Origin of the sequence: Arthrobacter sp. USHLN218 (genome assembly GCF_037144715.1) — a bacterium.
Taxonomy (GTDB): Bacteria; Actinomycetota; Actinomycetes; order Actinomycetales; family Micrococcaceae; genus Crystallibacter.
On sequence record NZ_JBBCYT010000003.1, the window covers coordinates 343,500 to 364,139 of the forward strand.

The 20,640-nt window shown below is 68.1% G+C and carries 15 protein-coding genes; 6 read left to right on the top strand and 9 right to left on the bottom strand.

Features of this window, described 5'->3' with window-relative positions; all coding sequences use genetic code 11:
• Positions 1-136: 136 nt before the first annotated feature.
• The gene (gene uvrB, locus WFH44_RS08865) at positions 137-2,263 is read right to left on the bottom strand and encodes an excinuclease ABC subunit UvrB (protein ID WP_336713411.1); all 2,127 of its coding nucleotides are present in this window, start codon (positions 2,261-2,263) and stop codon (positions 137-139) included.
• A gap of 251 nt (positions 2,264-2,514) precedes the next feature.
• Here uvrB and WFH44_RS08870 point away from each other — a divergent pair, with 251 nt between their 5' ends.
• Positions 2,515-3,948 (top strand): MFS transporter, encoded by a 1,434-nt coding sequence (locus WFH44_RS08870; protein WP_336713413.1) that lies wholly within the window; start codon positions 2,515-2,517, stop codon positions 3,946-3,948.
• Positions 3,949-3,982: 34 nt separating this feature from the next.
• Here WFH44_RS08870 and coaE read toward each other — a convergent pair whose 3' ends face one another.
• Both coaE and WFH44_RS08880 read right to left on the bottom strand, forming a co-directional pair.
• Positions 3,983-5,197, bottom strand: coding sequence for a dephospho-CoA kinase (gene coaE / locus WFH44_RS08875; protein ID WP_336713415.1), 1,215 nt, complete (start codon positions 5,195-5,197; stop codon positions 3,983-3,985).
• A gap of 38 nt (positions 5,198-5,235) precedes the next feature.
• Complete coding sequence (locus tag WFH44_RS08880; RefSeq protein ID WP_336713417.1) at positions 5,236-6,657, bottom strand: FAD-binding oxidoreductase; 1,422 nt, start codon at positions 6,655-6,657, stop codon at positions 5,236-5,238.
• A gap of 215 nt (positions 6,658-6,872) precedes the next feature.
• Here WFH44_RS08880 and WFH44_RS08885 point away from each other — a divergent pair, with 215 nt between their 5' ends.
• Positions 6,873-7,550, top strand: a complete 678-nt coding sequence (locus WFH44_RS08885; RefSeq protein ID WP_442892891.1) for an IMPACT family protein — start codon at positions 6,873-6,875, stop codon at positions 7,548-7,550.
• Entirely contained in the window at positions 7,543-8,670 is a 1,128-nt protein-coding gene (locus tag WFH44_RS08890) for a class I SAM-dependent methyltransferase (RefSeq protein ID WP_336713419.1), read from the top strand. The genes WFH44_RS08885 and WFH44_RS08890 overlap by 8 nt, the downstream gene beginning before the upstream one ends.
• A 139-nt stretch (positions 8,671-8,809) precedes the next feature.
• Here the strand turns inward: WFH44_RS08890 and rpsA are convergent, their stop codons facing one another.
• From rpsA to polA, 3 genes are all read right to left on the bottom strand, one after another.
• On the bottom strand, positions 8,810-10,285 hold the full coding sequence (gene rpsA / locus WFH44_RS08895) for a 30S ribosomal protein S1 (protein WP_264794237.1): 1,476 nt from the start codon (positions 10,283-10,285) through the stop codon (positions 8,810-8,812).
• A 287-nt stretch (positions 10,286-10,572) separates the two neighbouring features.
• Complete coding sequence (locus tag WFH44_RS08900) at positions 10,573-11,883, bottom strand: GNAT family N-acetyltransferase (protein WP_336713421.1); 1,311 nt, start codon at positions 11,881-11,883, stop codon at positions 10,573-10,575.
• Positions 11,884-11,969: 86 nt separating this feature from the next.
• Positions 11,970-14,645, bottom strand: a complete 2,676-nt coding sequence (gene polA, locus WFH44_RS08905) for a DNA polymerase I (RefSeq protein ID WP_336713651.1) — start codon at positions 14,643-14,645, stop codon at positions 11,970-11,972.
• Positions 14,646-14,735: 90 nt separating this feature from the next.
• Here polA and WFH44_RS08910 point away from each other — a divergent pair, with 90 nt between their 5' ends.
• Positions 14,736-15,221: a hotdog fold thioesterase gene (locus tag WFH44_RS08910; protein WP_336713423.1), complete on the top strand. Its 486-nt coding sequence runs from the start codon at positions 14,736-14,738 to the stop codon at positions 15,219-15,221.
• Between the two features lie 188 nt (positions 15,222-15,409).
• Here WFH44_RS08910 and WFH44_RS08915 read toward each other — a convergent pair whose 3' ends face one another.
• From WFH44_RS08915 to ligD, 3 genes are all read right to left on the bottom strand, one after another.
• On the bottom strand, positions 15,410-17,578 hold the full coding sequence (locus WFH44_RS08915; protein ID WP_336713424.1) for an HNH endonuclease signature motif containing protein: 2,169 nt from the start codon (positions 17,576-17,578) through the stop codon (positions 15,410-15,412).
• Between the two features lie 193 nt (positions 17,579-17,771).
• Entirely contained in the window at positions 17,772-18,317 is a 546-nt protein-coding gene (locus WFH44_RS08920) for a dihydrofolate reductase family protein (protein ID WP_336713426.1), read from the bottom strand.
• A gap of 1 nt (position 18,318) precedes the next feature.
• The gene (ligD, locus tag WFH44_RS08925) at positions 18,319-19,341 is read right to left on the bottom strand and encodes a non-homologous end-joining DNA ligase (protein ID WP_336713427.1); all 1,023 of its coding nucleotides are present in this window, start codon (positions 19,339-19,341) and stop codon (positions 18,319-18,321) included.
• A gap of 60 nt (positions 19,342-19,401) precedes the next feature.
• On the opposite strand from ligD, the gene WFH44_RS08930 reads away from it, so the two are divergent.
• Entirely contained in the window at positions 19,402-20,064 is a 663-nt protein-coding gene (locus WFH44_RS08930; RefSeq protein ID WP_336713429.1) for an alpha/beta hydrolase family protein, read from the top strand.
• Positions 20,065-20,149: 85 nt separating this feature from the next.
• Positions 20,150-20,602, top strand: coding sequence for an SRPBCC family protein (locus WFH44_RS08935; RefSeq protein WP_336713430.1), 453 nt, complete (start codon positions 20,150-20,152; stop codon positions 20,600-20,602).
• The last annotated feature ends 38 nt before the right edge of the window (positions 20,603-20,640 follow it).

Here is a 20,640-nt window from a genome sequence, read left to right on the forward strand (position 1 = left end):
CGCCGCAAGTCTCTCCGCCTCCGGTGTCCGGTCAGGCCACTGCGCCCGGCAGGGCCTCGATGCCCCGCGTGCTGACGTTCGCAGTGTTCGGGATACTCCCCTACGCTCGGACAAGTGTACAGCACGCCTGCCGGCCCTAGGCATGGCCGGCAGAGCGCATCTGCCGCAGTTCCTTCTTCAGCTCCCCCACTTCGTCCCGGATCCGCGCCGCGAGTTCGAATTGCAGTTCGGCGGCCGCGGCGTGCATCTGCTCCGTCATCTGCTCGATCATGCCGGCCAGGTCCTCCGCAGGCGCTGCCGCCAGGCCGTCCTTGCGCACCTTCGCGCTGGCCGCGCCGGCTGTACCTGCCTTGTCTTTCGGCTTGGCGGCGGAATACCCGCGCTTTCCCTTGCCGTAGTCGAAGTCGCCGAGCAGCGCGTCCGTGTCCGCGTCCTCGCGGGCCAACTGGTCCGTGATGTCCGCAATGCGCTTGCGCAGCGGCGTCGGATCGACGCCGTTCTCCTTGTTGTAGGCCAGCTGGATGTCGCGGCGCCGGTTGGTTTCCTCGATGGCGTGCTCCATCGAATCCGTGATCCGGTCCGCATACATGTGCACCTGGCCCGACACGTTACGCGCGGCACGGCCGATGGTCTGGATGAGCGAAGTGCTGCTGCGCAGGAAGCCTTCCTTGTCCGCGTCGAGGATGCTGACCAGCGAGACCTCCGGAAGGTCCAGCCCCTCGCGCAGCAGGTTGATGCCCACCAGCACATCGAAGGTGCCCAGCCGCAGTTCCCGCAGCAGCTCCACGCGCCGGAGGGTGTCCACGTCGGAGTGCAGGTACTGCACCTTGACGCCGTGCTCCAGCAGGTAGTCGGTCAGGTCCTCGGCCATCCGCTTGGTCAGCGTCGTCACCAGGACGCGCTCGTCCCGCTCCACCCGCAGGTGGATCTCGCCGAGCAGGTCATCGATCTGGCCCTTCGTCGGCTTGACGATCACCTCCGGATCGATCAGCCCGGTGGGCCGGATGATCTGCTGGACGTAGCCGTCCGACTTGCCCAGCTCGTACTTGCCCGGCGTCGCGGACAGGTAGATGGTCTGCCCGATCCGTTCCAGGAACTCGTCCCACTTCAGCGGCCGGTTGTCCATCGCCGACGGCAGCCGGAAGCCGTGCTCCACCAGCGTCCGCTTGCGCGACATGTCCCCCTCGTACATGGCGCCGATCTGCGGCACCGTCACGTGCGACTCGTCGATGACCAGCAGGAAGTCGTCCGGGAAATAGTCCAGCAGGCAATGCGGGGCGGTGCCCGGCCCGCGCCCGTCGATGTGCCGCGAGTAGTTCTCGATGCCGTTGCAGAAGCCCATCTGCTGCATCATTTCCAGGTCGTAGGTGGTGCGCATCCGCAGCCGCTGGGCCTCGACAAGCTTGTTCTGCGATTCGAGGGTCTCCAGCCGCTGCTGGAGCTCGTCCTCGATGGCCTTCACGGCCCGGCCCATCCGCTCCGGGCCGGCCACGTAGTGCGAGGCCGGGAAGATGTACATCTCGTTCTCTTCGCGCAGCACCTCGCCGGTAACCGGATGCAGCGTGTGGATCGCCTCGATCTCGTCCCCGAAGAACTCGATCCGCAGCGCCAGTTCCTCGTACATCGGGATGATTTCCACCGTGTCGCCGCGGACCCGGAACGTCCCGCGGTGGAAGTCCATGTCGTTGCGGACGTACTGCATCGCCACGAAACGGCGGAGCAGCTCGTCCCGGTTGACTTCCTCGCCACGGCGCAGCGTCACCATTCCGGCGACGTACTCTTCCGGGGTGCCCAGGCCGTAGATGCAGGAGACAGTGGCAACAACGACGACGTCGCGCCGGGTCAGCAGTGCGTTCGTCGCCGAGTGCCGCAAGCGTTCGACTTCCTCGTTGACGGAGGAGTCCTTCTCGATGAAGGTGTCCGTCTGCGGCACATAGGCCTCCGGCTGGTAATAGTCGTAGTACGAGACGAAGTACTCCACGGCGTTGTTGGGCAGGAGTTCGCGGAACTCGTTCGCCAGCTGGGCCGCCAGCGTCTTGTTCTGCACCATCACCAGCGTGGGGCGCTGCACCTTTTCGATCAGCCACGCCGCCGTCGCGCTCTTGCCGGTGCCGGTGGCGCCCAGCAGGACGACGTCCTTCTCTCCCGCCTGGATCCGTTCAGCGAGTTCCTTGATGGCGGTCGGCTGGTCGCCGGCCGGTTGGTATTCGCTGATCACTTCGAACGGGGCAACGATGCGTTTGATGTCCTGGGCAAGGCTCATGGTCTTAACGGTAGACCCGAATGCGGCCAGCGCGGGTCCGTGATTGCTAGGGGCTGAACTGCCGGCAGCCGGTCGGCAGCCGCACCTTTTCCCGCGCCCGCGTGAAGCCTAAGCAAACTGATCAATCGGGACAAATCCCGGCGATTTGCTTGGTTCATGCCGCTGACAAGCGGATACTGTGTCCTAAACGCCGCATCGAACCGAAAAGAAGATGGCATCCCGCGCGGGCTGTGCATCTGGATGGAGAGAAAATGCCAAGCGACCAACACTCACCGGAGGATAATCCCGCCCGGCGGATTCCGGACGGCTCGGCAGGAGGAGCCGGCCGGGAGCCCGAGCCGCAGTACGCCGCCCCAACTACGGACACGCTGGAAGGCCGGCGGACCATCCGCAAGGCGATCGGCGCATCCGCCATGGGAAATGCGACAGAGTGGTTCGACTACGGCATCTACGCCGTGGCCGTCACCTACATCACGGCAAACTTCTTTCCCACCGAGGGCGGCGTCGCCTTCGCGCTGGCAACATTCGCCATCTCCTTCCTGGTCCGCCCGCTCGGCGGACTGATCTGGGGCCCGCTGGGCGACCGCATCGGGCGCAAGTCCATCCTCGCCCTGACCATCGTCCTGATGGCGGGGGCAACGTTCGCAATCGGCCTGCTGCCCACCTACGACATGATCGGCATCTGGGCGCCCATCCTGCTCATCATCCTGCGCATGGTCCAGGGCTTTTCCACCGGCGGCGAGTACGGCGGTGCCGCCACGTTCATGGCCGAGTATTCGCCGGACAAGAAGCGCGGCTTCTTCGGCAGCTTCCTGGAGTTCGGGACGTTGTTCGGCTTCGTGCTCGGCACTGCGCTAGTGCTCTTCTTCCAGATCATCCTCGGCCAGGAAGCCATGACCGAGTGGGGCTGGCGGCTGCCGTTCCTGGTAGCCGGCCCGATGGGCTTGATCGGCCTCTACCTGCGGAGCAAGCTCGAGGACACTCCCGTGTTCCGGGACCTGGAGGACCACCATCAGGAGGAATCCAGCGGCAAGACCGAGTTGAAGGACCTGGTCGTCAAGTACTGGAAGCCGCTGCTGACCATGGGCGGCCTGGTCATCGCCCTGAACGTCACCAACTACACGCTGCTCAGCTACATGCCGACCTACCTGCAGACCGAGATCAACCTCTCGGCCAACAGCGCGCTCACGCTGACGCTGCTGGGACAGCTGGCCATGATGGTCGTGATTCCCTTCGCCGGACGGTTCTCGGACAAGGTCGGCCGGAAGCCTATGTGGTGGGCCTCGCTGGGCGGCCTGTTCGTGGCAGCCATCCCGATGTACCTGCTGATGCGGATCAACTTCGGCGCGGCGCTGATCGGCTTCGCCGTGCTGGGCCTGCTGTACGTGCTGCAGCTGGCCACGATCTCCGCGACGTTCCCGGCCATGTTCCCCACCCAGGTCCGGTACGCCGGCTTCGCGATCACCTACAACGTGGCGACGGCGCTCTTCGGCGGCACCGCCCCGCTGGTAAACGAGCTGCTCATCGAGTCGACGGGCGACACGCTGGTTCCCGCCTACTACATGATGGTCGCCTGCGCCGTGGGGGCCATCGCGCTCAAGTTCGTCCCGGAGACCGCGGGCTGCTCGATCCGCGGAACGGAGATTCCGAGCCTCGAACGGGACCGCGCCGAAGCGGCGCGCTGACGCCGGGACCGCCCGGTGCCGGACCTGGTCCGGCCTAGAACGCGGCGGCCTCCTCCGGCCGCCAACCGGAGCCGCGGATCCAAGCCTGGAGCCGAGGCTCCGCCGTGTCCGTGAACCACTCGTCCTTGTCCTTGGCGTAGCGGCCGGACGACCGGTCCCCCGCATGCAGCTCGGCCAGCCGCCGCTTCTCCGCAAGGTATTCGGCCGCCACCGGGGCCTCGGCGCGCAGCCAGTCGCGGAAGCCCAGGGCGTAGCACCACCCGGGCGACCCCTGCACCCGGACATGGACGTTGGCCGCACGGCCCGGGTCGGCGTTGCAGTGCATCCGCTTCTCCCAGGCCGCAGGATCCGGGCAGGACGGCTTCGGGGAGTCCCGCCACTGGCCCGGCCAGCGCGGGAACCCCGCCGCGGCGAGGTTAGCGGCTATTGCATCCGCGTCCGCCAAGGTCGCAACGGACACCTGCAGGTCAATGACATCCTTGGCCGGCAGGCCAGGGACGGCCGTCGAGCCGACGTGGGCCACGCCCAGGACGCGGCCGTCCGCGGCCGCGATCCTCGCCGCCAGCCGGCGGGCCTGGTCGCGCCACTGCGGGTCCGCGTCGACCAGCTGCGGACCCCCGCCGCGGGGTGCCGCCCGTTCGGCCTGCAGGTTCTCCGCAAAGGGCACGAGGCGCTCATCCCACAGCCGGTCCACCACGGCGAGGAGGTCTTCCGCACTCGAGACGTTGTCCAGCACGACGTCCGCGGCGGCCCGCCGCTGCTCTGCGGTCGCCTGGGCCGCAATCCGCGACCGCGCGTCCTCGGGCGTCATGCCGCGCAGGTCCACCATGCGGCGGACCCGGATCTCCTCCGGCGCGTCCACGACGAGCACCAGATGGAAGCCGGCCCCCTGCCCGGTTTCCACCAGGAGCGGAATGTCCTGCACGACGATCGACCCGGGACCGGCCGACGCCACGAGCTGCGCCGACCGGGCCCGCACCAGCGGATGCACAATGGCATTGAGCTGCTCCCGCTTGGCCTGGTTCCCGAAGACAATGGCGCCCAGCGCCGCACGGTCCAGCCCGCCGTCGTCGTTAATCACCTGGGGGCCGAAGGCCGCGGCGATGGCGGCCAGGCCATCGGTTCCCGGCTCCACGACTTCGCGGGCCAGGACATCCGCATCCACCAGGACCGCCCCGCGCTCGCTCAGCCGCCGCGCCACCAGCGATTTCCCGGCCGCGATTCCGCCCGTCAGTCCAACCTTCAGCATGCCGCCAGCTTAGCGGCATGCCGAAGGGCCGCCGCGCATCAGTCGGCCGCGGGCGGGATGTTCTGGTTGATATGGAAGACGTTGTCCGGATCGTACTGTGCCTTGACCCGGGCCAGCCGTTCGAAGTTCTCCCGGTAGGAAGCCCTGATCCGTTCCGGACCCTCGTCCATCATGAAGTTGACGTAGGCTCCGCCGTCCGAAGTTGGGTGCAGCTCCTCCCAGTAGGCTTTCACCCAGTCGGCGATCGCGGTGGCGTTGGCCGGATCGGGGTCGACACCCGCAACGATGCCTGACCATCCGCCGTGGCGGTACGCGAAGGCCGTGTCCGTCGGACCAACATCCTGTGCCGCGCCGCTGATCGGATACAGGTGCATGTTGGACAGCGGGGTTGGGATGGCTCCGCCATACTTGCTGTGGATGCCGATGGCCTCGTCGGTGATCTCGGTGAAGAAGTCCGCCTTCCAGTACCACTGCAGGTCCGAAGGAAGCAGCGGGTCGAACATTGATTGCATGGCCGAGAACGGCATCTGCTGCAGGCCCACCAGCAGCGGATTGCCGAATTCGCGGACCGGCGCCAGGACCCGCTCGGCATCGGCATGGGACCCCGTGTAGCACCAGACGATCACACAGGACGGGCGGTCGTGCAGCTCCTCCGGGAACAGCGGCACGGCCGGGATCCGCGTGACCCCGATCCAGCCATTGAGTTCCCCGGGCTGGGCCGGCACGTAGTCCCTGTACCAGCGCATGACCGCATCGGTATCAGCCAGGTCGTAGAACACAGGGCCCCCGATGACTACGCCGTGCTCCCCGATATCGTGGCAGCGGAAGCGGAAGGACGTGACGACGCCGAAATTCCCGCCGCCGCCGCGCAGTGCCCAGAACAGGTCCGGATGATGGTCGGCATCCGCCGTGGCCAATGAGCCGTCGGCCAGGACGACGTCGGCGCTGAGCAGGTTGTCGACACTCAGCCCGAAGCGGCGCGAAAGGTAGCCGATTCCGCCGCCGAGCGACAGTCCCCCGACACCTGTCGAGGATACGAAGCCCGACGGCGTCGCCATGCCGAACGGCACCGTCGCATGGTCGACGTCCCTCCACAGGCAGCCGCCGTCCACCCTGACCTCGTGGTTGGCGGGATCGACGGTGGTGCTGCGCATCAGCGACAGGTCGATGACCAGGGCGCCGTCCCAGACGCCCAGGCCGCTGGCGCTGTGCCCGCCGCCGCGGACCGCGACTTCCAGCGAGTGCTGGCGCGCGAAGCGCACGCAGGCGACAACGTCCGCGGCGTCGCAGCACCGGACGATGACCGCGGGGCGGCGGTCGATCATGCCGTTATAGACCGCCCGGGCTTCGTCATAGGCAGGGTCCGCCGGCTTGATCGTGTAGCCGCGAAGCTGCGCCTCGAGATCCTCGTACGGGTTCACAAGGCCGGTAATAGTCGAGTCGACTGGGGTCGTAGACATAGTGGTTCCTCCTGAGTCCGGCCTCGCCAAACACAGGAGCATCCGGCCGCCCCCGCCGCATACCAGGACAGTCCGCAATGCCAATCGGATGGTTCGCTGCGCACGGCGCGGCACGGCGTTTGCTCTGTCCCCCAACCGCAATTTTTCCACCAGCGGCCATGGCAGGCAACGGCCGCCCGCGTGTCGCGGCAGGCCCGGCGTACTAGGCTGGTCTGGTGCAACCAGCCTCCCCCTCGTCCGCCAGCTACACCACTATCGACGGCGAACACCGGCATGAGGTGGAGATCAAGCGCTCCCGTTTCATCACCGTCCTGCGCCGGGTGGAGACGGAAGAGGCTGCCCGCGAACTCGTCGCCGGGCTGCGCAAGGAGTTCCACGACGCGCGGCACCACTGCAGCGCCTTCATCCTGGGCCCTGACCGCGGGGTGCAGCGTTCCAACGACGACGGCGAACCCTCCGGAACCGCGGGGATCCCCATGCTGGAGGCACTGGCAAAACGCGAGACCGCGCCCGGGGTGACGGACCTCAGCGACGTCGCGGCCGTCGTCGTCCGCTATTTCGGCGGGATCCTGCTGGGTGCGGGCGGACTGGTGCGGGCCTACTCGGATTCGGTGTCGCAGGCTCTATCGGGGGCGCGGCTGGTCCGGCGCGAGCACCTGCAGCTGGTCTCGGTTCCGGCCGGGCATGCCGCCGCGGGACGGCTCGAGAACGAGCTTCGCGGCGCCGGAGTCCAGGTCCTGGGCACGGACTATCTCTCCGACGGGGCACGCATCCAGGTCGCCCTGCCGGACTCGCCGGAAACCCTCGCCGGATTCCGCGAACGGCTGGCGGCGTTGACCGGCGGCGGCCTCGAGCCGGTACCCAACGGCAGCCGATGGGTCGACCGTGGCTGACCTCGATCCCGCCGCCCTGCGCCGCTGGCCCGATGTCGAGGCGGAAAATCTCTTCGCCTATGACGCGGCGGACCGGCTCCTGCTGGCGACGGCGGAGCCACTGCTGGCCGGGCTGGACGGCGCGGCCATCGCCGTCGTCAATGACCACTACGGTGCGCTGACCCTGTCCCTCGCCGCCCGCGGGCTGACGGGAGTGCGGGTGCACCAGGACCCGCTGTCCGGCGAACTTGCTTTGGCGAACAATGCCAAGTCGCTGGGGCTTGGCGGCTACCGCCAGCACCCGTTGGGGCCGGAGATGTTCGAGGGAGTCCGCCTGGTCCTGCTGCAGCTGCCCCGTTCGCTGGATGCGCTCGAGGAAATCGCAGGGTGGATTGCGCACTCGGCCGCGCCCGACGTCGTCGTCCTCGCCGCGGGCCGGCTCAAGCACATGACGAAGGCGATGAACGACGTCCTGGGCACCGCCTTCGGCAAGGTGACGGCAGGCCTGGCCAGGCAGAAGGCCCGGGTCCTGACGGCAACCGGTCCGGCGCCGGCGGCATCCAGCCGGTTCCCGCTGGAGGAAAGCCACGACGTCGGGCTGCCGGCCGCCCTGCGGCTCGTCGCGTTCGGCGGGACCTTCGGCGGGGCCAAACTGGATGTCGGGACCCGCTTCCTGCTCCCCCTGCTCGACGGCGCCCGTGACTGCCGCACGGCGGTGGACCTGGGCTGCGGCAACGGAACGATCGCGGCCTACCTGGCCTTGCGGCGGCCGGGGCTGCAGGTCATCGCCACGGACCAGTCGGCCTCCGCGGTGGCCTCGACCCAGGCGACGGCCGAGGCCAACGGCGTCGCCGGTCGCATCACCGTCCGCCGGGACGACGGGCTGTCCGGCCTCGCCGACGGCTCCGCCGAACTGATCGTGCTGAATCCGCCGTTCCACATCGGCAACGCCGTGCACGCCGGGATCGCCCTGAAGTTGTTCGCCGACGCCGGCCGCGTCCTGGCCTCCGGCGGCGAGCTGTGGACGGTGTGGAACAGCCATCTCGGCTACCGCCCCGCCCTGCAGCGCCTCGTCGGACCGACGCGCCAGGTCGCGCGGAATCCCAAGTTCACGGTCACGGTCAGCGTCCGCGAAGGCTGAGCACCGGCGGCAAGCCCGAAGCCCGATGCCCGCAGTCGTCGTCGTCGTCGTCGTCGTCGTCGTCGTCGTTAAACCAAACGGGACCCCCGCCCGAAGGCAGGGGTCCCGCATGCATCTTCAGCGCCTAGGGCGCCTGGGATTAGTGGCCGGTCAGCTTCTCGCGCAGAGCGGCGAGGGCCTCGTCCGAAGCCAGGGTGCCGCCGCTGCTGGGCTCGGTCGACGCAGCGTCCGAGGAGTAGCTGGTCGGAGCCGCTTCGCCGCCCTCGGAGGATGCCTGGGCATCTTCCTGCAGGTGGCGGGCAACCTGCTTCTTGTGGGCTTCCCAGCGGGCCTGGGCGTCAGCGTACTGCTGCTCCCAAGCGGCGCGCTGGTTCTCGTAGCCCTCGAGCCATTCGTTGGACTCGGGGTCGAAGCCCTCGGGGTACTTGTAGTTGCCCTCTTCGTCGTACTCGGCAGCCATGCCGTACAGCGCCGGGTCGAACTCGGTGCCTTCCGGATCGACGCCCTCGTTGGCCTGCTTGAGGGACAGCGAGATGCGGCGGCGCTCCAGGTCGATGTCGATGACCTTGACGAACAGCTCGTCGCCCACGGAGACGACCTGCTCGGCCAGCTCGACGTGGCGGACGGCCAGCTCGGAGATGTGGACCAGGCCTTCGATGCCGTCCTCGACGCGGACGAACGCACCGAACGGAACCAGCTTGGTGACCTTGCCCGGGACAACCTGGCCCAGCGCGTGCGTGCGGGCGAAGGTCTGCCACGGATCTTCCTGGGTGGCCTTCAGCGACAGGGAGACACGCTCGCGGTCCAGGTCCACCTCGAGGACCTCGACGGTGACTTCCTGGCCGACCTCGACAACCTCGGACGGGTGGTCGATGTGCTTCCAGGACAGCTCGGAGACGTGCACCAGGCCGTCGACGCCGCCCAGGTCCACGAAGGCACCGAAGTTGACGATCGAGGAGACAACGCCCGGACGGACCTGTCCCTTCTCCAGCTTGTTGAGGAAGGTCGAGCGGACCTCGGACTGGGTCTGCTCGAGCCAGGCACGGCGGGACAGCACAACGTTGTTGCGGTTCTTGTCCAGCTCGATGATCTTGGCTTCGATCTGCTGGCCGATGTACGGAGCCAGGTCGCGCACGCGGCGCATCTCGACCAGGGAGGCGGGCAGGAAGCCGCGCAGGCCGATGTCGAGGATAAGACCACCCTTGACGACCTCGATGACGGTACCGGTGACGACGCCGTCCTCTTCCTTGACCTTCTCGATGTCGCCCCAGGCGCGCTCGTACTGTGCGCGCTTCTTGGACAGGATGAGGCGGCCTTCCTTGTCCTCCTTGGTCAGGACGAGGGCTTCGACCTCGTCGCCAACGGAGACAACGTCGCCGGGATCAACGTCGTGCTTGATGGAAAGCTCGCGGGAGGGGATGACACCTTCGGTCTTGTAACCGATGTCGAGCAGGACTTCGTCGCGGTCAACCTTGACGACAGTACCTTCGACGAGATCGCCGTCGTTGAAGTACTTGATGGTCGCGTCGACTGCAGCGAGAAAGTCTTCAGCGGTACCGATGTCGTTGACTGCGACCTGAGGGGTACCGGGCTTCTCGGTGGAGGTGATGGTCATGTAGTAGGGGCTCCGATGTGGATAGTTTTCTTGGTTCCGCACAGCTTGACTCTGCTCTGGACCCAGCACAAAATGGCTGCGGCCTTCCAACATTGCTGACTGTCCGGAAGCGGACATTGTGGTTTGACGCAGGATGAAGCTTCTGCGTACGCATTACGCGCCCAACCATTCTAGCCGCAACGGCCAAGTCGGGTCAAAGCGGGCGCGGCGCGTCCCGGCCTTTTTCCAACCCGCGGCCCGGCGCGTCCGCGGCTGGTTCTGCGCCGTCTTCACCGGTGGTCCTGCGCCTAGAAGTGCGTGATGCAGTACGGCGCCGAGGCCAGCGCGAACAGCCCGTCCAAACGTCCGACGGCGGCCTTGTCGCCTTCCAGCCGTCCCGCGCCAGCCAGGGTCCGTCCCCTGGCTCCCCCGAGATAGAGCGAGCCCAGGACGTCGACGTCCAGGGTGAGGTCCACCGCGGCCGAAGCATCCAGCCGCTCCACACGTGCCTGCCCGCCGGCAGCGTCCAGCCGGAACCGTCCCGCGGCCAGGCCGAGCGGATCCCGGACGGCGAACGCCAGCGAACCGTCCTGCTCGAAGCGGCGCGCTTCCAGCGCCCCCACCGGGTCGAGTATCCGCAGCCAGAGGGCGTCTTCCTCCGCGGTGACGCTGTAGGAGCGCGGGTCGGACAGCGCCCAGGGCAGCGGATCGTCGGCCGGGGCCGCGGACCACACGATCCGCTGGACCAGGTCGATGGAGCCGAGGTACCGCCAGAGTTCGCGGTAGCTTGCCTCCGAGGCCGCCACCAGGTCGACGACCTTCATGGTGTGCGGCTCGGAATGCCAGCCGGCGAACTTGTAGGCGACGTAGCCGCCGGGCTCTCCGTCCGAACGGACGTGCACCGCCACCCGAAGGTCGGGATTCGGTTCGGGTTTCTCCGACTGCCAGCGACCGGATGCCACCTGGGCATACGAAAACTGGCGGTCCAGGGAACCGGTGGTCCGCCCATGGAAGCCGGCGAAGATTCGCGGGGCCAGCTCCAGCATCGCGGCTGGATCGACCAGCTCCATAGTGCCGAAGGGCGCCGAACGCAGCGCGAAGCGTTCGCGGACATCGACCTCGACGCGCCGGGTGAACGCCGCGGCCCCGAAGCCAAAGCGGCCGTAGATGGTTGCCTCCGACGCCGTCAGCGCCGCGACGGCGAAGCCCCTGCCGGCCGCCTGCCCGAGGTCCGCGGTGATCATGGTCCGCAACAGGCCACGGCGGCGGTGTGTCGGGCGGACCGTTACCGCCGTGATCTGGTGGGTCGGGACAAGCCGGCCGCCTCCGACGTTCATCGTGTTGGCCAGGGACCCGTACGTGGCCACCGGAATGTCCGGACCCCAGGCACCCGGCCGGGCGCCGTCGTCGTACGCTCCCCACAACACGCGCCGGTCCGCCGCGTAGGCAGCGACGTAGGCCTCCACGTGTCCTGGCTGCGGCGCCCCGTCATGGAACCCGGCCCGCACCGCCTCGAACCAGCCCATGGTCCGGGCATCGGGCCGGCCATCCTCGAGGCCGGCCGGGAACTGTTCGATCCTGATGGCGTCCGCCCGGGTGTCTGCTGCGCTGGTGTCCACGACAGCCGAGCCTAATGCGCGGCGGCCGCTCCCGCCAGAGGAGCGGCCGCTGCGGCCGGAGCCGCTGCCCGGCCCCGGTGCTTGCGTCAGTGGCCGGCTTCGTGCCAGTTCCGGCCGACGCCGACGGAGACATCCAGCGGAACCGAAAGTTCGGCGGCACCGCCCATCTGCTCGCGCACGAGCCGTTCCAGGGCCTCGCGTTCGCCGGGCGCGACTTCGAACACGAGTTCGTCGTGGACCTGGAGCAGCATGCGCGACTTCAGGTCCTGTGCCTTGAGTTCGCCGTCCACGCCCAGCATGGCCTTCTTGATGATGTCCGCGGCCGACCCCTGGATGGGGGCGTTCAGCGCGGCCCGCTCGGACATCTCGCGCAGCTGCCGGTTGGTGCTGGTCAGGTCCGGCAGGTACCGGCGGCGGCCCTCGATGGTGGACGTGTAGCCGTCCTTGCGGGCCTGCTCGACCACTCCGCGCAGGTAGTCGCGCACGGCGCCGAACCGGGCGAAGTAGTCCTTCATCAGCGTCCGGGCTTCATCCACCGGGATGTTCAGCTGCTTGGACAGGCCGAAGGAACTCAGCCCGTAGACCAGCCCGTAGGACATGGCCTTGACCTTGGCCCGCATCTCGCTGGTGACCTCCTCGGGTGCCACGCCGAAGATGTTGGCGCCGACGAACCGGTGCAGGTCCTCCCCCTCGCGGAATGCGCTGATGAGCCCCTCGTCGCCGGACAGGTGGGCCATGATGCGCATCTCGATCTGCGAGTAGTCGGCGGTGAGCAGCGACTCGTAGCCCTCGCCGACGATGAAGACCTCGCGGATCCGCCGGCCCGCCTCGGAACGGACCGGGATGTTCTGCAGGTTCGGGTTGTTCGACGAAAGCCGACCGGTGGCCGCCACCGTCTGGGCGTAGGTCGTGTGGATCCGGCCGTCCTCGCCCACGGTCTTGCGGAGCCCCTCCACCGTCTGGCGCAGCTTCGAGGAGTCCCGGTAGGCCAGCAGCTGGACCAGGAACGGATGCTGGGTCTTGGCGATCAGGTCGTTGAGGGCGTCCGCGTCCGTCGAGTAGCCGGTCTTGATCTTCTTGGTCTTCGGCAGCTCCAGTTCATCGAACAGGACGGCCTGTAGCTGCTTCGGCGAACCGAGGTTGATCTCCTTGCCGATGATCCGGAAGGCCTCGGAACTGGCCGCATCGATCGTGACCGTGAAGTCGTCCAGCAGCCGGTCGAGCTGGTCGGTCGCCACCGCAATGCCGTGGAGCTCCATCCTGGCCAGCACCAGGGACAGCGGAAGGTCAAGCCCGCCGAGCAGCTGGTTGGCGCCGCGCTCCACGAGCTGCCCGGCGAAGTGCTCGCTGAGCTGGAGGGCGGCAAAGGCCTTGGCAACGGCCGGGGCTGCCGGATCCTCGCCGAGGTCCAGCTGCTGCCCGCCCCCTGAACTGCCCGTCGCCGCAACGGAGAGCTTCAGGTGGTACTGGGCAAGGTCCGCCAGCTCGTAATTGCGGCGGTCCGGCTGGATCAGGTAGGCGGAGATCGCGGTGTCATCGACCACGCCCAACAGCTCGAACCCGCGGTGGAACAGGAGCTTGTACGCGTACTTGAAGTCGTGGACCACCTTGGGCGCATCCAGGTCCTGCAGCCATTCCGCCAGACGCTTCTCCGCGTCCGCGTCGAGGCCCTCAAAGGCGACGTAGGCGGCCGCCGAGGGCGACACCAGCGCCAGCGCGACGGCGTCTTCCCCGCCGGTGGTTCCCTCGGCCACCACCTGGATCGCTACCGGCAGCTGGTTCGTCCCGTCCAACCATGCGTCGAGCTGCTCGGCGGATGCCAGCACATCGTGCCGCGGCGCATGGATCTCGGTGTCCTCCACCTGCTCATCGACAGCGAACAGTTCGAACAGCCGCTTGCGCAGCGTGGTGAATTCCAGAGCGTCGAAGAGCTCTTCGACTGCATCCCGGTCCGGGTGCTCCAGCGTCATCGCGGACAGGTTTACCGGCAGGTCCAGGTCGCGGAGCAGGTGGTTCAGCCGCCGGTTGCGCTTGACCTGCTCGATATTCTCGCGCAGCGAATTGCCGACCTTGCCGCCGATGGAGTCGACGTTCTCGAGGATCCCGTCCAGGCCGCCGTACTGGTTGATCCACTTGGCGGCGGTCTTAGGACCGACGCCGGGCACGCCGGGGAGGTTGTCGGCCGTCTCGCCCACCAGCGCGGCCAGATCCGAGTAGCGGTTCGGCGGAACGAAGTACTTCGCTTCCACGGCGGCGGCGTCCATCGGCGGGATTTCGCTGACGCCCTTCTTCGGGTAGAGCACGGTGACTTTGTCCGTGATGAGCTGGAAGGCATCCCGGTCGCCCGAGACCACCAGCACGTCCCAGCCGGCAGCCTCCGCCTGCTCGCTGAGGGTGGCAATGATGTCGTCGGCCTCGTAGCCGTCCATCGAGATCGTCGGGATGCGCATGGCCTCCATGACCTTGATGATCAGGTCGACCTGGCCGTGGAACTCTTCCGGCGTCTTGTTCCGGCCGGCCTTGTACTCGCTGTACTCGGTCTCGCGGAAGGTCGGCGTGTCCAGGTCGAAGGCCACGGCGACGTGCGTCGGCGACTGCTCGCGGATCATCGCAAGGAGCATGGACGTGAAACCGTACACGGCATTGGTATGCTGCCCGGTGCTCGTGGAGAACTTGTCCGCCGGCAGCGCATAGAACGCCCGGAATGCCATCGAATGTCCATCCACAACCAGGAGGCGGCGCGGGCCCTCCGGCTCAGCCATTGTCTGGCTGTCGGATGCGGCCGCAGGAGGCTCGACGGTGGCAACGGATTCCGGTTTGTTTGTTTCACTCACAGGTGCCAGCCTAGTCGCATGACCGAGAATCTCACTCCGGCTGCGGAGCCGGCCGCCAACGCGGAGAACCGCCTGCAGGAGCTCATCGACGCCGGCGTTCCGGAGCATTTACGCCCTTGGCTACGGCAAATGGGGGTCGGCGCGCTTGTCGTGAAGATGGGCATCAAGTTCATTGAGATGTCCGCCGAGCGAATCGTTGCCACCATGCCCGTGCTCGGAAACACACAGGTCGCAGGCATCCTGCACGGCGGAGCCCACGTCGTCCTGGCGGAAACCCTCGGTTCCTTCGCCGCATCGATACATGCCGGCGCGAACCGCCATGCCGTCGGCATCGAGGTCGGAGCCACACACCACCGGTCCGTCGCCTCCGGACTGGTCACCGGGACCGCCACCGCGCTCCAGCTGGGCCGCACATTGGCCGTCCACGAAGTGGTCATGACGGACGAGGAGGGACGTCGGCTTTCCACGGCCCGCATCACCAATCTGATTCGGGACAACGCGTAGCCAGGTAGCGGCGGGAAACCTGGGCAGGCGGGAGCTTGCCTCGTCGGGGCCTGTGACCGCATCGGCCTGTGCCCTCGGCACACTTTTCCGCCCATCGGCACACCTGGCTGTCGGTGGTTCCATCGGGCTGTCCGCTGGGCCCGTCTGGGCTTGCGTGGGCGCACTCAGACGTCCGCATCCAGGCTTTGTCAGAAGGGCGGTGGTTCGTCGGGACCGCGGTTGTGGTGGTGCCCGGCGGCGTGTGGCGTGCCGGTGTGGTCTGGCGGGTTGGGCGCGTCGGTGGGTGTCGGGAGGGCCGCGGGAGGCGCCTGTGCTGGTTTCGCTGGTCCGGCTGGTTCGGTGTGGCCGGGTTGTTGGTGTTTGCGTTGGTAGTAGGCGCGGAGTTTGGTGTTGATGGTGTGGATCTCGTGGCGTTCGAGGATGCTGGCGAGTTCTTCGGGCGGGGTGTGGACCAGGGGTTCGGGTCTGGTCGGGTAGCTGATGCCGGCCGGGGAGGCCCAGTCGAATTCGCCGGGGCTGGGTTGTCGGAGGTTCCAGTCCGTTTCGGTTTTGAGCCGGTGGTGGCGTTTGCATTCGGGGCCGAGGTTGGCGGTGTTGGTGGATCCGCCCTCGGCCCAGCCGATGGTGTGGTCGAGTTCGCAGTGCTCGCTGGAACGGGAGCAGCCGTAGAACGTGCATTTGTTGTAGAGCAGGCGCAGGTAGCGGCGCTGCGCCGCGGTGGGCCGGTACTGTTTGCGGTCCATGGCCAGGACCGCGCCGGTGACCGGGTCGGTCAGGACGCGGGTGAACGAGGGCGCGTTCGCGGCCAGCCGGGCGGCGGCCTCGATCGGGATCGGCCCGTGGCCGTCGAGGTGGGCCGGTTCCTGGCCGAGGCCGAGCAGGGTCAGGGCGGGGATGGTCAGCGCGACGGTGGGCACGATCCCGTACCCGGCGCCCGGGGGCAGTCCGCCGTCCGGAGCGGGATGTTCCCGTAGGTCCCCGGGCCCCGCCGCCGGGTCACCGGTTGCCGGATCACAAGCCCCGGCAGGGCCCTCGGCGCCGAGGCCGCCGGCGTCGGATGCGCCCGCGGCTTCGGTGCCGGGGGCGGGTGCTACCGCTGGCGGGGGCTGCGGTTTGTGGGTGCTGCTGAGCAGGAGGTGGGTGAGGGCGTCGGCGCGCAGTTGGGTTAGGGTGCGGGGCTCTTCGGGGCCTTGGACGGAGAGCGCGATGGCCTGGACGTGGTTGAACGCGGCGACGGCGGTTTCCGCGGGCAGGTAGGCGGAGAGCCAGGCCATGCCGTCGTAGTCGGGCTTGAGCTCGAGGTGGCGGTCGGCTGCTTTTTTCGCGCGGCGGGCGGTGATGGTTTCGGGGTGGCGTTTTTCGCGGAGGGTTCTTGCGCGGCGGCGCAGGCTGCCGGTGGAGCATACCGGGGCGAGGTCGAGGAGTTCGTGTTCGAATCCGGGCCGGGCCCGGGGCGGCAGCGAGGTGGTTTCGTCGGTGATGATGGCGGCCTGCACCCCGGTCAGGTGGCCTTGTTCGAGGGTTTCGAGGGTGGCGGGGCATTCCCCGGCGATGGTCCGGGCGTAGTTGATCCGGATCGCGGCGGTCCTTTCCGGGATCTGCAGGGCGGCGGCGGCTTCGGCGACGGCCGCGGCTTCGGCCAGGTGTTCGTCCGGGGTGCCCGGCCCGAGTGGCGGGGGCCAGCCGCGGGGCTGTTCGTTCACGGACTCTCGGACCAGGGCGTTGAGCAGGCGCAGGATACGGGCCTCGAGCCAGGCGGAGGCGCGGCGGGCGGCGATGAGTTCGTGCGCGGCTTCCTCGTAGAGCATGCGGGACGGCTCGCGGGAGCCCAGCAGGGGCAGCAGGTCTCTGATCTGCCCGGACCGGGCCGGCAGGACCGGCTCCCAGGCCGGGGGCGTGAACGCGCCGCGGGCGGCGGCCCATGGGTCTTCCTCCGCAGGTGCGTCATGGCCGGTCAGCACGTAGAGCGGGATCGGGGTATCCGGGGCGTCGAGGGGGATGCCCTCGGCATCTACGGCCTCGCCCTCCTCCCAGGAATGCTCCTCCCACGGCGGCCGGCACGAGAACGGGTCCGCCGGCCGCAGACCCACCCCGCAGACGCCGGCCGGGACAGCCGCATCCGGGTCCGCGAGGTCAGATGCGTCAGGATCAGCTGGGTCGTCGGACGTGGCGGAACCGGGCCTGCCGGCTGCGGACCCGGAATCACGCCGGTCGTAGAGGGTTGCGGAATTAGGCGGGTTGGGCGTTGCCACAGCGGCGTCAGGGGAATCGTCCGGGCAGGGTCGAGGGTCACGGGAGCCGTCGCAAGGCTCCAGGCCCTCCTTGTCCTGCGGCCGTTCCGCTGATGTGTTCGCCATCACATAAGTCTAGTCGAATTCATGTTCGATGAATAGGGCTGTGGATAACCGTCGAAGGGCAACGTGCGTCCATTCAGGCCTATCCGAAGATGGCGAGAATCAACCCGACCCACCAGGGACGTAGCTGGGCTACGCGGAAGTGGCAACCGGGGTCGTAGCCGGGCTTCGGGTGGCCGACGGTCTGCGGCCGCGGCTACTTGGCGAGGCTGTAGCGGTTCTCCACCATGCCGGAGCCCAAGGTGCGGGAACCGGTCAAGGAGGCGGGCGCCGTCGTCGTTGTGACCGGCAGAAGGCGCTTGCCGCGGCCGAGGACCACCGGCACGTAGGTGACGATGAGTTCGTCGAGCAGGCCGGCGTCGAGGTACTGCGCTGCCAGTTCACCGCCGCCGATCACCCAGACGTCGCGGTCGCCGGCGTCGGCAACCACGTTGGGGTGGAACACCGTGATGTCGCCGCGGACAAAGGTTATGTCCGCGCCGGGGATGCCCGGTAGTTCATGATGCGTAAAGACCCAGGTGGGCGTGCTGCCGTATTCCCAGGCGCCCTCTCCCCCGTTGTCGAGCAGGAACTTGTAGGTTTCCGACCCCATGACCAGGGCTCCGATGCCGGCAATGAACTCTTCGTAGGATTCCTTCACGCCGTCGGCGTCGTTGAACTGGAAGAGCCACTCCAGCTTGTCGTCCTCGTCGGCGATGAATCCGTCGAGCGAGCTGGCGACGTAGTAGACGGTCCTGGCCATGTCACTCCTTCTTCTTGGCGCGGCTCGGCTGCACGCGCGGCGGTTCGCCCGGCATCTTGGGATAGTCAGGCGGGAAGGGCAGCTCACCCAGGCCGGCGGCGCAGTCGCGCTCCCACCAGCCCAGCAGTTCGTCAACGGTGCCGGGGTTGCTGTGCATCTTTGCCCAGGGATCCCCGGTTTCCTGCAACCGGCCCGGCACGGTCGCGATGGTGAAATCCGAGGGCTTGATATGCTCCAGTTCCTCCCAGGTGATCGGGCAGGACACCGTGGCCTTGGGCAGGGCGCGCGGGCTGTAGGCGCCGGCGATGGTGCGGTCCCGGTTCGCCTGGTTGAAGTCCACGAAGACCTTGCGGCCCCGCTCCTCTTTCCACCAGGCCGTCGTGACCTTCTCCGGCATCCGGCGCTCCAGTTCCCGGGCTGCGGCGATAACGGCGTGCCGCACGTCCAGGAACTCGTGGGTCGGTTTGATCGGCGCGTACACATGCAGGCCGCGGTTGCCGGACGTCTTGATGAACGCCTCCAGCCCGGCCTCCGCCAGCACCTTCCGCAGTTCCAGCGCCGCCGGCACCGCGTCGTCGAAGTCGGTGCCGGGCTGCGGGTCCAAGTCGATGCGCAGTTGGTCCGGATTGTCCGTGTTGGCCGTTCGCGAGGGCCACGGGTGGAAGACGATGGTGTTCATCTGGACGGCCCAGACCGCGGCGGCCGGCTCGTCCAGGACCAGCTGCGGATGCGAGCGCGCGCTCGGATAGATGACCGGGACGGCGCGCACGAACTCGGGGGCGCCCTTCGGCGGGTTCTTCGAGAAGAACTGTTCGCCGTCGATATTCTCCTTGAACCGCTGGAGCGCAAGCGGCCGGTCCCCGTTGGCGGCGATGAAGGCCTCCCCCACTTCGGCGATGTAGCGCGCCAGGTCCAGCTTGGTCAGCCCCAGCTCGGGCCACATCACGCGCGACGGGCTGGAGATCCGCATTTCCCGCTCGCCGTGGGGTCCATCCACCTTCAGGATCGTCTGCTCGCTGGCCATGGGACCACCATAAAGGCATGTCGGCGTCCCTGACGAGGGCCAACGCGGCATCATGGGTACATGCCAGACGAACAGCCACTGCAGCTCGCCGTGGGCGATGCCACGGTTTCCGCCGCCTACGCGCGGCCCGACAAGGCGTCCGCCACGCTCGTGGTCGCCCATGGGGCGGGCGCCGGGATGGAGCATCCGTTCCTGCGCGGCTTCACCGATGCCATGAACGACGACGGCGTGGCCACCTTGCGGTTCAACTTCCCCTACCGGGAGGCGGGCCGAAAGTTTCCGGACCGGCCGCCCGCGGCCATCAACACCTGGCGGGTGGCGATGGCCGCGGCCGCCGAGCGGTCGGGCGGCGAACCCCTGTGGGCCTGCGGGAAATCCTTCGGCGGACGGATGGCCTCCATGGCCGTCGCCGAGGGGATGCCGGCCGCGGGGCTGGTGTACCTCGGCTACCCGCTGCATCCGCCCGGCAAGCCGGAGAAGCTTCGGGACGAGCACCTCTACGGCCTGACGCTGCCGATGCTCTTCCTGCAGGGGACCAAGGACACGTTTGCGACCCCGGAACTGCTGGAGGCAGTAGCGGCGAAGATCGGCCCCACGGCGACGATCCAATGGGTTGAAGGCGGCGGGCATTCCTTCGAAGTCGCCGGCCGGAAGCGGAACGCTTATGACATCGGAGCTTCCGTTGCCGCTCCCGTCGCCGCGTTCCTGCGAGCGCAGCACTGATTCCAGGCCTGCCGGCGCGTCCGTGCCGGGATTACGATGGGCTGGCGGGCATCGTACCCCCGCTTCCCGGCGGTTGGAGCAGGTCATGGGCGGACAGCAGGGCAGTCTGGTGCTGGAGCTGGAGTTTGACGTGGCGGCCCCGCGCGGGCGGGTCTTCCGCCTGCTGACGGACCCGGACGAGCTGGTGAAATGGTGGGGGCCCGAGGGATTCACGACGCCGGAGGCGACGCTGGATCCCAGGCCCGGCGGAAGCTACCGGCTCACCATGCAGCCGCCGGACGGGGAAGCCTTCCACCTCGCCGGAGAATTCGTGGACGTGGACCCGCCGCGGCGCCTCGAGTACACCTTCCGGTGGGAGGAACCCGTGCCGGACGACCGCGAGACGGTTGTGTCCCTGTCCCTCGAGCCCGTGGACGGCGGGACCCGGGTTGTCCTCACCCAGCGCGGCTTCGCCACAGAGCAGCGGCTGGAACTGCACCGGAACGGGTGGACGGAGTCCTTCAGGAAGCTGGCCGCGGTGCTCCGGGCCGCGACTTAGCCGGGTATCCGGCACCCCGGGCCCCTGGGTGCCGACGC